This window comes from Pseudomonas sp. R3-57 (genome assembly GCF_051132065.1).
In the GTDB taxonomy this organism is placed as follows: domain Bacteria; phylum Pseudomonadota; class Gammaproteobacteria; order Pseudomonadales; family Pseudomonadaceae; genus Aquipseudomonas.
The window spans coordinates 3,207,544-3,220,848 of record NZ_CP071655.1; the positions used below are offsets into that span (position 1 = coordinate 3,207,544).

Genomic DNA, 13,305 nt, shown 5'->3' on the forward strand with positions numbered 1-13,305 from the left:
TCGGTCAATAGCTGCTGATACGACCGTACGGTCAATCAGAGGTTGCGTCGGATATGCCGTTTTCCTGGATTGGCAGACAAACGCGAAACAGGGCGCCTTCGTTGATTTCACTTTCGACGACGATGGAGCCGCCATGGGCGGCGACGATCTGCTCGGAAATGAACAGACCCAGCCCGAGCCCGGCCACTACCGTCTTGGCGGAAACCCGTTCGAACTGTTGGAAAATACGCTTCTGGTTTTCTTTGCTGATGCCGATGCCGTGGTCCTGGACTTCGATCCGCGCTTCATCGCCCTCACGATAGACGCGCACCTGGATCGGGCTGCGGCCGCCATAACGCAGGGCGTTGGTCAGCAGGTTCGACACCACTTGCTCGATGCGGAACTCGTCCCAGTGACCTTCCACGGGGCCGAATACGGTCAACGACACTTCGGTCTCTGCGGCCTCGATCTGCTGCGCGAAGTTCTGCAACAGATTGCTCACCAGTTGCACCAGATCGAAACGGCTCGGGCGGATCGACAACTTGCCGGTACGAATGCGCGACACGTCGAGCATGTCTTCAATCAGGCGAATCAGGCTTTTGATCTGCCGCTCATCGCGATCGACCATCGCGTGCATCTTGTCGAGGGTGAACGCCGACGCGTTGTCGCGGGCCAGGTGCATCTTGCGCAGCTGGGTTTCGAGAATCAGGCCGTTGAGCGGCGTGCGCACTTCGTGGGCGACGATCGACATGAAGTCATCGCGCATGCGCACGGCCTGCTCGAGGTCCGCCTGAATGCTTTGCAGTTGCTGCAGCAACGCTTCCTGCTCGCGACGGGCCTGTTCCAGCGCTTCGAGCTGTTGCTTGAGGGCTTTGCTTTGGCGATACAGATCGACGAACACGTTGACCTTGCTTTTCACCGCATGGATATCCAGCGGTTTGTGCAGAAAGTCCACCGCCCCGCTCTCGTAGCCTTTGAACGCGTAGTTCAATTCGCGGCCGGCGGCGCTGACGAAGATGATCGGGATGTTCTTGGTTTTCTCGGTGCCGCGCATCAATTCGGCGAGTTCGAAGCCATTCATGCCTGGCATCTGCACATCGAGAATGGCCATGGCGAACTCGTGCTGCAGCAGCAACGACAACGCCTCGTCCGCTGACAGGGCTTTGTAGACCGTGCGGTCTTCGCGCTTGATCAGCGCTTCGAGTGCCAGCAGATTCTCCGGCAGATCGTCGACGATCAGCAGTTTGGCTTGGATGTTACTTAGCATGCGATTCGTTCCAGCTCGACAAGCAGACCGCTGATGTCGTGAATGGGTAGGACATGATCCGGCTGCCGAATGTTCATTGCAGCCTGAGGCATGGTGGCGACCTGTGCTTCGTTGGGGTCCTGGACAATGGTCAAACCGCCGCAGCGCTTGACGTAGGCCAGCCCGCGCGCGCCATCGTGATTGGCACCGGTCAGCAAAACAGCGACCAGCGTGGGCCCGTAGACGTCGGCGGCGGACTCGAAAAGAAAATCGATCGAGGGCCGCGAATGGTGCAAACGGTCTTCCTGACTCAAGGAAAAGCTGCGGTCCATTTCAATCGACAGGTGATAACCGGGCGTGGCGAAATACACCGTGCCGGCTTCGATATCCTGCTTGTCGGCAGCCTCGACCACCGGCATCTGCAGGCGCCGGGCGAAGACTTCGGCCAATTGGCTACGGCGCTCTTCGGGTAAGTGCAACACCACAATGATCGGCAATCTGAAGCCACGACGCAGCGGCCCAAGCAGGCTCAGCAGCGCCTCGACGCCACCGGCAGACGCTCCGACTACAACGGCCTCGACGCGAGGCAAAACCGCCGCTTCGTTCATGTTTTGCGGTAAATCCGTTCTTGCTTCACCAGCCCTTCGAACCGGTTGGCATAGTTGGAAAAATCCAGCGTCTCTTTGCTGCCCAGCACCAGAAAGCCGCGGTGACACAGCGATTCATGAAACAGCCCGAAGGCCCGATCCTGGAGCTTCTTGTTGAAATAGATCAGCACGTTGCGGCAGGAAATCAAGTGGGTTTCGGAGAATACGCTGTCGGTGGCCAGGCTGTGATCGGCAAACGTCACGTTTTCGCACAGGGTCTTGTCAAAAATCGCGTAGCCATAGGCCGCCGTGTAGTAGTCGGCGAACGAACGCTGACCGCCGGCCTGTTGGTAATTGGCCGTATAGGCGCGGACGTTCTCCATCGAGAAAATCCCCTGCTTGGCCTTGTCCAGCGAGCGCGGATTGATGTCAGTCGCGTAGATGATCGTGCGATCGAGCAGGCCTTCTTCGCGCAGCAGAATCGCCATCGAGTAGACTTCCTCGCCCGTGCTGCACCCGGCGATCCAGATTTTCAACGACGGATAGGTGCGCAACAGCGGCACCACTTCGTTGCGGATGGCGAGAAAGTGCGACGGGTCGCGAAACATCTCGCTGACCGGAATCGTCAGCAGCTGCAAAAGCTGCATGAACGCCGTCGGGTCGTGCAGAACCTTTTCCTGCAACGCTGAAATCGTCGCGCACTCGAACTGGCTCAACGCGTGGTGCACCCGGCGCTTGATCGAAGCGCCGGAGTAATCGCGAAAATCGTAGCTGTACTTGAGATAAATCGCCTCGATCAACAGGCGCAGCTCAATTTCGCTGTTTCGTTCGGCGGGTGTACTGCGTTCCACTAAATGCGTTCCATCTTCGGTAACCACACACGAATCAGCGAGAACAGACGATCCAGGTCGATGGGTTTGGCCAGGTAATCATTGGCGCCCGCTTGCAGGCAGCGCTCCTGATCGTCCTTCATCGCCTTGGCCGTGACCGCAATGATCGGCAGCTTGCGCCAGCGCGGATCCTTGCGGATTTCAATGGTGGCTTCGAAACCGTCCATTTCCGGCATCATCACGTCCATCAACACCAGATCGATGTCCTCGACTTCGTTGAGTTTCTCAATCGCTTCACGACCGTTACGGCCGATCACCACGACTGCGCCTTTGGTCTCCAGGGCGCTGGTCAGGGCGAAAATGTTGCGCACATCATCGTCCACCAACAGCACCTTGCGGCCCTCGAAGACTTTGTCGCGGCTGCGTGCGGTCTTGAGCATCTTCTGCCGTTCATGGGACAACTGCGATTCGACTTTGTGCAGAAAGAGTGTGACCTCATCGAGCAAGCGCTCCGGCGAGCGTGCGCCCTTGATGATGATCGAGCGCGAATATTTGCGCAGCTCGGATTCTTCGTCGCGGGTCAGGTTGCGCCCGGTGTAGACAATCACCGGCGGAAACGAGCAGATGTCCTCGGTGGACATGCGCTTGAGCAGGTCATTGCCGAGCATGTCCGGCAACTTCAGATCGATGACCATGCAGTCGTAGATCGTCGTGCGCAGCAGCTCCAGCGCGTCCTGGGCCAGGCCCACCGCGGTGATCTCGATGTCTTCGTCGCCGATTAGCCGCGCGATGCTTTCGCGTTGCAGATCATCATCCTCGACCAGCAGCACGCGCTTGACCTTTTGCGTCAGCTTGGCTTCGAGACGGGCGAACACGTCTTTGAGCTCTTCGCGGGTGGTCGGTTTGACCGCATAGCCGATGGCGCCCATGTGCATTGCGGCTTCGACACGGTCCTCGACGGAAATCACGTGCACCGGGATGTGCCGGGTGCCGGCATGTTCCTTGAGGCGCTGCAGCACGGTCAGGCCGGAGTGATCTGGCAGGCGCATGTCGAGCAGGATCGCATCCGGGACGAACTCTTTGGCCAGGTCGTAGCCTTCGTCGGCACCGTGGGCGACCAGGCATTGATAGCCCAGCTCGTGCGCAAGGTCATAGAGGATATGGGCGAAGTTCGGTTCGTCTTCCACCACCAGAATGCAGCGTGTGTTGAACGGTGCCTTGTCACGGTCATCGGCGAAACGCGGAATGTGCACCGGGGCCAGCGGTGACACGTTCAATGCCGGCGCTGCGGGCGTTGCGGGCGCAGGCGGCGTGAAGGTCAACGGCGCCGAGGCCACTTCAGCAGACTCGCTGTATTGAGTTGGCAGCAGCAGCGTGAACACACTGCCCTGCCCCGGCGTGCTGCTGACGCTGATCGAGCCGCCGAGCAAGGTCGCCAGATCCCGAGAAATCGACAAGCCCAGACCGGTGCCGCCGTATTTGCGGTTGGTGGTGCCATCAGCCTGGCGGAACGCTTCGAAAATGCTTTCCTGCTGGTCGGGCGCAATACCGATGCCCGAATCGCGAACGATGAATGCAATACGGTCGTCGGGTTGACCGGCGATGGTCAAGCTCACCGAACCCTTTTCGGTGAACTTCAATGCGTTCGACAGCAGGTTCTTGATCACCTGCTCCAGACGCTGGCGGTCGGTGTACAACATGGCCGGCGCGCCCGGCTGCAGGTCGACAGTGAAGGCTAACTGTTTGTCTGTCGCCAGTGGCTCGAACATGTTGCGCAGGCCTTCGGCCAGACGCGCGACGCTGGTGTTCTCGGGCAACACTTCGAGTTTGCCCGCCTCGACCTTGGAGATGTCGAGAATATCGTTGATCAGGTTGAGCAAGTCGTTGCCGGCGGAATAGATCGACTCGGCAAACTTGACCTGTTCGGCGCTGAGGTTTTCCTGCGGGTTCTCCGCGAGCAACTTGGCCAGAATCAGCGAGCTGTTCAACGGCGTGCGCAGTTCGTGGGACATGTTCGCGAGGAATTCGGACTTGTATTTGCTTGAACGCTGCAACTCTTCGGCGCGTTCTTCCAGTTGCACCTGGGCCTGATTAAGCTCGGTGTTCTTCTGGTCCATGGCATCGCGTTGCTCGGCCAGGGTTTGCGCCTGTTCGGCAAGCTGCTCGTTGGTCTGCTCCAGTTCGACCTGCTGGGTTTCCAGGTGCGCCTGGGATTCCTTGAGAATCCGCGACTGTTCTTCCAGCTCTTCGTTGGCGGTTTTCAATTCTTCCTGCTGAACTTGCAACTCTTCATTGAGCTGCTGGGTTTCGGCAAGGACTTCCTGCAGGCGCTGACGGTAACGCGCCGCTTCGATCGATGTGCCGATGTTGCCGGCAATCAGTTCCAGCAATTCGATGTCGCGCTGGTTCAGCGGGCGCAGGAAGCCCAGTTCGATCACGCCATTGACGCGCTCGTCGTCGCTGGTCGGCACCACAAGCACACTGTGCGGCAAGCCTTCACCGAGGCCGGAGCTGACTTTGAAGTAGTCGCTCGGCACCGAATCCAGACGAATCAGCCGCGCCTGTTGCGCCACTTGGCCAACGATGCCTTCGCCACTGAAGATCGCTTGTTCCTGTTCTTCCTGTTCGCGGGAAAACCCGTAAGTGGCCACGCGTTTCAGTCCGCCGTGCTCTTCGCGCACGTACAACGCGGCCACGGCGCTGCCCAGATACTGCGCGCAGAATTGCAGAATATTGCGCCCCAACAGATTCAGCGTCAGTTGCCCCAACACTTGCTCGGCCAATTGTGTCTGGCCGTTGCGCAACCACGCCTGTTTCTCCAGACGCTCGGCACTGGCCTCTTGGGCCGCCAAAGTCGCGCTATAGCTCTGCGAAAGATTGACCAGATCACGGCGACCGACATACGCCAGCAAACCGCTGATCACGCCGATGAACAGCAGGTAAAGGCTGATGCTCCAGATCGTGGTACGTCGCACTTCTTCATTACGCGTGGCGCGCAATACCTGCTCGGTCTCGATGACGTCTTCGAACTGCTTGCGGATTTCGTCGGTCAGGCGCTTGCCGCGCCCGGCCTTGACCGCGCCGCGATAATCGCCGCTGCTGCGCTGCAGATCGATCATCGATTGCGCGTAATTGGCCCACTCCACCTGTAACGCCTGCAGGCGGCGCAAACGATCCGTCTGCACCGGGTTGTCGGCGGTCAGCTCAAGCAGGGTATTGAGCGCCACGGCGATGCGCGGCTTGGCGGTCTCGTACGGGTCGAGGAAATGCTCGTCACCGCTGAGCAGGTAGCCACGCATGCCGGTTTCCAGGTCAACGGTGAGTTTCACCGCTTCGTTGGCGTTATTGATCACCCGGTCGGTGTGCTCCACCCACTGGATGACCGACAACAGATAGGTGATCAGCGCCACGAAGAACACGGCGCTCAGGGCGCCAACGCCCAGGGGCAGGCTGATGTTGCGAATCAGGAGTTTGCGAAACCGTTGTTCATCAACCGAAGACGGAGAGGACATGAGGCAGCCTTGTCGAACTGTTGAAAAACGTGGAGTTTGCCCGAAAACCCCGGTCTGGATCCATTTTTCTCACGCTTTTGATGGCAATTTCCTACATCCCCCTGCACGCGGACGGCGCCAACCGCTATCCTGTCGCCGCCCCGCTGCCCCGCGCTTTTTTTGTATCAAGCCGGGAACTTGTGGCTATGCGCCATTTACTCATGCAAGAGTCCGGTGATTCCGATCGACCGGTGTCCCCCCCGTTTTTTTGAGAGCCCTGCCATGTCTGCCACCCAATCCACCATCCTTGTCGTTGAAGACGACGCCATCGTGCGCATGCTTATTGTGGATGTGCTGGAGGAGCTGGAGTACAAGGTCGTGGAAGCTGATGGTGGCGAGCAGGCCCTGGAAAAGCTCAGAGACGGCGGCCAGTCAATTGATTTGATGATGACCGATGTCGGCCTCCCCGATATCGACGGCAAAGAGCTAGCCCTGCAAGCGCGTGCGTTGCGCCCGACACTTCCGGTGCTATTCGCCAGTGGATATGCCGAGACCGTTGATGTTCCGCAAGGCATGCACATGATTGGCAAGCCTTTTTCCATCGATCAACTTCGTGACAAAGTCAAAGACATCCTTAAATAAGCAACCCAGTAGCGTGAGTTCAATTTACCGGACGCAAGTAGTCACATCGTCAAACAAGCAGTAATCAACTAACACTGCCGTCATGCACTTCCCTGTGTTTATTCTGAGTGGATTCTATGGTCTGCGCTTTCATTATCGCGTTGATCAATAACCTCAAATAAACATCAAGGATAGATACTATGCAGTCCCTGCCAGCCGACGCCAGTGTAATCGTCGACCGTTCCGTTGAAGACAAACAAGAAAAAGCTTTGATTGCCAGGGCGCTCGTTCAAGCCATCGCACAAACGGACGCCACAACCGCGTTCGGCGATTATTCGGCAAGTGCCTCTAAACCCCTCGATACGTTTTTCGATGTGCGCGACCGGTTTGTACCGCGGGTCGTCGGCAGTACGTTTGACAACGCTTATGACCCTGCCCGCAATGCGTTGCGCAAGATCAGCGAAAGTGAGGTCTTTGCCGCCCTGTTACGCAAACATTCCTACCCTGCCGATGTGCAACTGGGTGTGGATACCAAAGCCAATTTGTTTGTAGTCATCGGGTCTTATCGATCCAACATTCCGATCACTACTGATTCTGGCGGAACGCTGCTGGAAGACGTGGCCATGCTCGCCGAGCTTGCCCTCGAGACCGGGGGCTACGTGTATTCGGGCGAGCTTATCGGCATTGAGCAATGGTTGACCTTTGAAGGCTTGACAGTCGCGCACACCGTTGCCGAGACCAGACACCTGATCGCCTGGCTCGAATTCGAACTGCCCGCCTCTCCCGCACTCGGCGATTACCATGAACTGTTGAGCGCGAATGAGAAATCGCCGTTTCATCTATCGGCAACAGACCGATTACTTGTCAATCAACTGGGACATGAGCTTACGCTCGGAAAAACCAGTCTCTTACGCAAACTTGCATTCGATAACTTCAAGCTGGTACCGCCGGCGGACAAACGGGCTAGCGCCGACAAGTTCATTGAAAACTTTCTAAGCAAGCCGATCGCCAAATCGCACGGTACAACATTGCATCAGCGACTCCAGTGGAGCTTGTCTGCCGATGACGGGTCGGTACGCAGCCGCCAGCTCAGCGAAATGCTCGCCGCCGCGTTGATCATCGATATTGTCGAGCCGTCCGGTTCGTCGGTAATCGCCGGCTTCGACTTGTATCAGCCGACCAGCGCAACGCAGCATGCAACGCACGTGCGTGAAGCGTTCGAGCAACATTTGGTAAGCAGTGGCCTGATTGAATCGGACTATGCGCCGCTCGCCGCACACATGTTGCTGGCGACAAGCGCCCCCGAGTTTCTATTGCTGGATATTCCTGCCGGACTGACATTGGAAAAGCCCGGCTGGGTATCCATTGCGCAAGCTGTCGCGTTGGTCGAACTGGCATCGCCAGGTTCTTCGCGCCTGATGACGTTTGCGCAAATCAAAGCGTTCTCGGAACTGGCGCCGGTCTCGCCGGAACAAACCGAGTTACATGATATAGCCGGGGTCATCCCGATGCTCAATTGGGCGGTGCTCAACGGCGTAATCGATTATCGAAGCAAAAAAGACTACGACCAGGCCACACTGATCAAAGCCGCGACCTGTTTCAATCGCTACATGGAAGCGCTTGGTCAGTCCGAGACCGCGTTGTCCTCCGTTCCTCCAGACCGCGCGCGCATTGCCTTGCAAGCGCTGAGAAAGGTGATGCCGGACGGCGCTTATCTACAACAGAAGGCCTTCCAGCTCACTTATCTGAGCAGCTTCGGCGAGCGCAGTTGGCTGGACGGTCTCAAAACTGCTCACCCAACAGCCTTTCTCGGCGAACTCTGGAACATTCTCGCCGTAGATAATGACTACAGTGACTACGCGGCGGACGGCTTGTTGCGGCTGCGCCTGTCGATTCTCGATCTTTACCTGTCCGGTGACCTTATTGAACAGGGGCAATTGTCGAAGCAATTCAAGAGCCAGAGCGATTTCAAACCGCCCAAGGGCGCGTTTGCGCGGATCAATGAACTTGAATCGCCGGGTGAGTTGTTCGATCAGGCATTCGAACGCTACTACCAAGGCGTACGCAAAGGCCTGTCGTCGCTGATCAAACTGGCCATTTGCAACCTGTCTGAAGAACATCGGCGAGCGCTGACCCATAGCAACATGACGCTGTACACCGTGAGGACATCGGTCAATCCGCTGAATCCGAAAGAAGAAACCCAGGTTGCCCGCGACGAGGCGAAAGGACGCTACGGCATTATTCTGTGCTGCAAAAGCGACAAGAAGATCCGCGCCTATGAACTGTTCACCTTGCGCGGTGTGTGTCGTGAACGTCCCGAACTTGCCGCCATGTTGCAAAACAGCGGAATCATTCACGACCGCCCGACGCTTTCGTTTACGGGAGGCGCCCACGATTTCCAGCCCAAGAACCCGGCGCGAGACTGGCCTTTGGACTTCGCCGCTTATCGCGACGGCAGTGAACCGCGCACTGACATCACATCAAATGTCGTCGTAGAAAAACTTTGGCAGTTGAACCTCGACGCGACCGACGTCAAGCCGGTGACGCTGTTCTTCTCTCGCCAGGTCGATGAGATCGCTGAGTGCATCCTGACTGAACACCCTGTCGCGCGCCGCGACGAACTCTATGACGCCCTCAATACGCAGACCGACTTGCAGAAGTTGCGTAAAACCAGAGAAACCGTTGAAACCCTGTTGATCAACGTTATCGTGCCTTTCAAGCAATGTGTCGAAGACATTGGGTCGGGGCGTACTGACCGGGTTTCCGAAGGCATCGGCGGCTGTATTCTCGACGGCTTGTCGATCATCGGTCTGCTGGTGGGGCTGGGGGCTTCGGCGGCGAGCGTCATCGCCAAAACCGGCTCGACAACCCTGAAATTATTGAAGATCTCCAAGGCCGTGGCGCGAGCCGCGGTGTCGCTGATCAACCCTATTGACGGACTGCCCACGCTGGCTCGCAAGGGGGTCAGGCTGGCCGGACGCGGCATCGTGTTTCTCGGTCAGCACGGCTTCGATTCCGCCAGGGCCGCCAGTGCGCAGTTACGTAAACTGGTTGGAGGAGCGGACGCCTACAACCTGATCAAGTTCGAGCGGCTCGATGATCTGCGGCAAGCCACATGGCACCGGGCGGACAGCGTTGGCCAGGCCATCGATATCGCGGTGCTTGAGCGCAACAAGGAGTGGCATGCTCTCAACCTCAAAGTAGGCGGAGCATGGGGGCCTCGACTGAAAATACTCGACTTGGGAAACTTTGCCCCCCTCAAGCGCCTCTTCGGTCGCAGCAAACCGCACAGCTATACCCGCGGCTACCTGAAAAAAGCCATTCCACACGCTAAAACCAAACTGGACAACTCGCTCACGGCGCTGACGGAAGCGAACTATAACGACGATATACGCGCCGTTTTGAAGCATGTCTTCGGCACAGATTCCTCTGAAGCGATTGACGTTCTCAGCCGAAACTTACGCTCGATGCGCGGTGATCTGGATTCGGTGGCAATGTCAAACATGGTTTTTCGCGCACATGAACCTGGAACACTGGCAGCGATGCTGCCCATGACCTATAAACGCTGGAAAGACGGTTACTATAACGGTGTGAAGATAGACAGGGCCGCCACAAGGTTTCTGGCCATCTATCCAGATAACCTGGACGAGTATTACAAGATAAGCAGATATGACGATGCCAGCATCGGTGATGTTATTGTTCATGAGATGTCACACGGTGCGGCAGACACAATCGATATGTATTACGGAAAAACGTACCCGGATTTGTATCACGCCGAGTTCGACGCCGTCGGGCTGTTGGAGTTCGCCCGCGATGCTCACAAAGCCGACCCAGCGAACTTGTACAATCCGCATCATGCTTTGGCGTGGCGCCCAGGCTATGAGGAATTTCATCAAATCAAGGGCAAGCTACCCAAGCTGCTGCGAGATCATCCGGCCTTGATCAACGCAGAGTCTTATCTACTCGCAGTGGCGTTGCTTGACCAGCACAAGACCCGCCCTGCGACACTTGGATTCAACGTCAGAACCATTGAGAACGCATTGAAAAAAGCCACCGATGGCAAATTCATTGAAGGCCCGGTTTTGCTCAGTCTTTCCAAAGCACCACCGCATCCTTGATCTGGATGGCTTGAACAGGGGCGCATACCACCCCATCCCCTGTGGTTTAATTGCGCCCTTTTTCTGCCTTAGTTTCAGGATTTCTGCATGACACACTCGCGTAACACCAACGTTCTGGTTATCGGCTACGTCTGGCCTGAACCACGCTCTTCGGCAGCCAGCGGCCATGTCATGCAGATTCTCGAAACCTTCCTGCAGCAAGGCTGGGATATCACTTTCAGCAGTCCGGCCGGCCCTGGCGAGCACAAGGCTGATCTGGCTGCGCTCGGCATTCGTGAAGTGCCGATCGAACTCAACAACAGCAGCTTCGATACGTTCATCAGCGAACTGGCGCCGGATATTGTCCTGTTCGACCAGTTCATGATGGAGGAGCAGTTTGGCTGGCGCGTGGAAAAGCACTGCCCGCAAGCGCTGCGCGTGCTGGAAACTTCGGACCTGCAAAGCCTGCGGCATGCGCGCCATCAAAGGCTGAAGGATCGCCTCAAGCGCAATCCTGAGCAGAATGATTTCAGCGATGTATTCGCGCCTGCCCTCACCGACGAGTTCGCGCTGATGGCCGAGACCGATCTGGCCAAGCGCGAGATCGCAGCGTTGTATCGTTGTGATCTGAACCTGATGATTTCCGAAGTCGAGATTCAATTGCTGATCGAACAATTCGGCGTGCCTGCGCAGTTGTTGCACTGGTGTCCGCTGATGATCGATCCGCCTGTTGTCGAACCGGCCGCCATGGCCGGACGGGCGAACTTTCTGAGCATCGGCAACTTCCGCCACGCGCCCAACTGGGATGCGGTGCTGTGGCTGAAAACCACGATCTGGCCGCTGATTCGCCAGCAATTGCCGCAGGCACAACTGCATATTTATGGCGCTTATACGCCGCCGAAAGCCACCGCGCTGCACAACGCAAGGGAAGGCTTTCACATCATGAACTGGGCCGAAGATGCGCTGCAGGTCATGTCTGCCGCGCGGGTCTGCCTCGCGCCGTTGCGTTTTGGCGCCGGCATCAAGGGCAAACTGGTCGACGCCATGCTCTGCGGCACGCCCAGCGTCACCACGCCGGTGGGCGCCGAAGGTATGCATGGCAAGCATGCGTGGCCAGGTGCAGTCACCCGCAGCGCAGTCGATTTCGCTAATCGCGCTGTCGCGCTTTACAACGATGAGACGCAGTGGCAGCAGGCCCGCTCGGCAGGTTACGCCCTGTTGACCGAGCGCTACTCACAGTCAGTGCACGGTCCGGCGCTGATCGAAAAACTCCGTTATTGCCAGGCAAACCTCGAACAACTAAGAGTTACAAACTTCACCGGCAGCATGTTGCGACATCACTCGCATAAAAGCACTCAGTACATGGCGCAGTGGATTGAAGCTAAAAACCGTCTCCCTCAAGAAACCACTGACACGTAAGAGGGAATATCTACACGACTTGCATTAAAAGCCATGTTGGCCAAACAACATTGAGCCGTTATAAACATCCTGCGCGCGCTTTTCTATCAACTAAACAATCCACGCAGGATGTATTACATGGACAGTATCGAGAACTTTCAATCTTATCAATGGATGGCCGACGCGCCGCAAATTGACAATCTTTCGCTTTTTGAACTGACGCTGCCGGGCGCGCATAACGCCGGTTGTGACTGGGATGCAGCTTATGCACTGATACCCGGAAAAAACTGGCTGGCCTGTCAGGACGTCTCGTTCTATTCACAACTGAGTCGCGGCGCCCGCGCACTTGATGTTCGACTTGAATTTATCCCTGAAGCCCAAGGCCTGGCGCAATTCCGTTTTCAGCATAATGGCTACCGTTCCTCTCGCACACTTGAAGATCTGGTGCGTGACATAAAAGCTTTTTATGAAAGAAGTCGAGATGAATTCATCATTCTGGACTTTCATGAACTCGCCAATGGCAAAAAGGAATTCGATCATGCGCAGTTCAAGGCATTCATGCTGGAGCATCTCGGTGACCGGATGATCCCCGCGCAGAATCTTTATCTGACCTTGGGAGAACTTAAGGCAATCAGTCCGCTGCAACGCATCATGGTGGCCGCTCCAATGACCTGGGCAACCGACGACCATCGTTTCCAGCGCACGATCGATCACAAATGGGTCGGCAAACAGCTGGTCAGCGCAAGCGAGCTGCGAGATTACATTACCAGTGTGCTAAGTGCTCCCATCAGCCGGCTGCGCCCATGGTCCTTGTCGGCGACCAGTTACTCTGCGGGTGGTCCGCAACGGATTCTGGATGCGCTCGACAACTGGTTCGATCCTAGCCAATCGGACTGGGCGAAGAAATGCCACATCATCAATTTCGACTTTATAAAGAATTCGAATCTGGTGCGCTTTTGCCTGACGGCCAATTTGCAGAAAGCCAGTGAGAAGTCCGCATAAACACCGGGACCACATGGCCAACGGGAACTGGCGCTACGCTTGATAAACGAGGCA

Annotated in this window: 8 protein-coding genes; 4 read left to right on the plus strand and 4 right to left on the minus strand. The window is 56.9% G+C overall.

The genetic code is table 11. The features are described from left to right. Positions 1–31 precede the first annotated feature (31 nt). From J3P93_RS14465 to J3P93_RS14480, 4 genes are read right to left on the minus strand one after another with little or no spacing between them, the layout of a single operon-like run. Complete coding sequence (locus J3P93_RS14465; protein ID WP_434588962.1) at positions 32–1,246, minus strand: hybrid sensor histidine kinase/response regulator; 1,215 nt, start codon at positions 1,244–1,246, stop codon at positions 32–34. Then, complete coding sequence (locus tag J3P93_RS14470) at positions 1,240–1,833, minus strand: chemotaxis protein CheB (RefSeq protein ID WP_434588964.1); 594 nt, start codon at positions 1,831–1,833, stop codon at positions 1,240–1,242. The genes J3P93_RS14465 and J3P93_RS14470 overlap by 7 nt, the downstream gene beginning before the upstream one ends. Then, positions 1,830–2,663: a CheR family methyltransferase gene (locus tag J3P93_RS14475; protein WP_090283324.1), complete on the minus strand. Its 834-nt coding sequence runs from the start codon at positions 2,661–2,663 to the stop codon at positions 1,830–1,832. Before J3P93_RS14475 ends, J3P93_RS14470 begins: the two co-directional genes overlap by 4 nt. After that, positions 2,663–6,154: a response regulator gene (locus tag J3P93_RS14480; protein ID WP_434588967.1), complete on the minus strand. Its 3,492-nt coding sequence runs from the start codon at positions 6,152–6,154 to the stop codon at positions 2,663–2,665. The genes J3P93_RS14475 and J3P93_RS14480 overlap by 1 nt, the downstream gene beginning before the upstream one ends. A 261-nt stretch (positions 6,155–6,415) precedes the next feature. On the opposite strand from J3P93_RS14480, the gene J3P93_RS14485 reads away from it, so the two are divergent. The 4 genes from J3P93_RS14485 (at position 6,416) to J3P93_RS14500 (ending at position 13,251) form a co-directional block, all read left to right on the plus strand. Next, on the plus strand, positions 6,416–6,775 hold the full coding sequence (locus tag J3P93_RS14485) for a response regulator (RefSeq protein ID WP_434588969.1): 360 nt from the start codon (positions 6,416–6,418) through the stop codon (positions 6,773–6,775). Between the two features lie 179 nt (positions 6,776–6,954). Beyond that, positions 6,955–10,872 (plus strand): hypothetical protein, encoded by a 3,918-nt coding sequence (locus tag J3P93_RS14490; protein WP_434588971.1) that lies wholly within the window; start codon positions 6,955–6,957, stop codon positions 10,870–10,872. 87 nt (positions 10,873–10,959) lie between these two features. Further along, entirely contained in the window at positions 10,960–12,270 is a 1,311-nt protein-coding gene (locus J3P93_RS14495) for a glycosyltransferase (RefSeq protein ID WP_434588973.1), read from the plus strand. A gap of 117 nt (positions 12,271–12,387) precedes the next feature. Then, on the plus strand, positions 12,388–13,251 hold the full coding sequence (locus tag J3P93_RS14500) for a phospholipase (RefSeq protein ID WP_434588975.1): 864 nt from the start codon (positions 12,388–12,390) through the stop codon (positions 13,249–13,251). Positions 13,252–13,305: the final 54 nt, after the last annotated feature.

Excerpts from the sequence above, each read along its gene's own strand:
- J3P93_RS14490 (WP_434588971.1), top strand. The coding sequence starts at position 6,955 with ATGCAGTCCCTGCCAGCCGACGCCAGTGTAATCGTCGACCGTTCCGTT.
- J3P93_RS14485 (WP_434588969.1), top strand. The coding sequence starts at position 6,416 with ATGTCTGCCACCCAATCCACCATCCTTGTCGTTGAAGACGACGCCATC.
- J3P93_RS14470 (WP_434588964.1), bottom strand. The coding sequence starts at position 1,833 with ATGAACGAAGCGGCGGTTTTGCCTCGCGTCGAGGCCGTTGTAGTCGGA.
- J3P93_RS14495 (WP_434588973.1), top strand. The coding sequence starts at position 10,960 with ATGACACACTCGCGTAACACCAACGTTCTGGTTATCGGCTACGTCTGG.
- J3P93_RS14465 (WP_434588962.1), bottom strand. The coding sequence starts at position 1,246 with ATGCTAAGTAACATCCAAGCCAAACTGCTGATCGTCGACGATCTGCCG.
- J3P93_RS14480 (WP_434588967.1), bottom strand. The coding sequence starts at position 6,154 with ATGTCCTCTCCGTCTTCGGTTGATGAACAACGGTTTCGCAAACTCCTG.
- J3P93_RS14500 (WP_434588975.1), top strand. The coding sequence starts at position 12,388 with ATGGACAGTATCGAGAACTTTCAATCTTATCAATGGATGGCCGACGCG.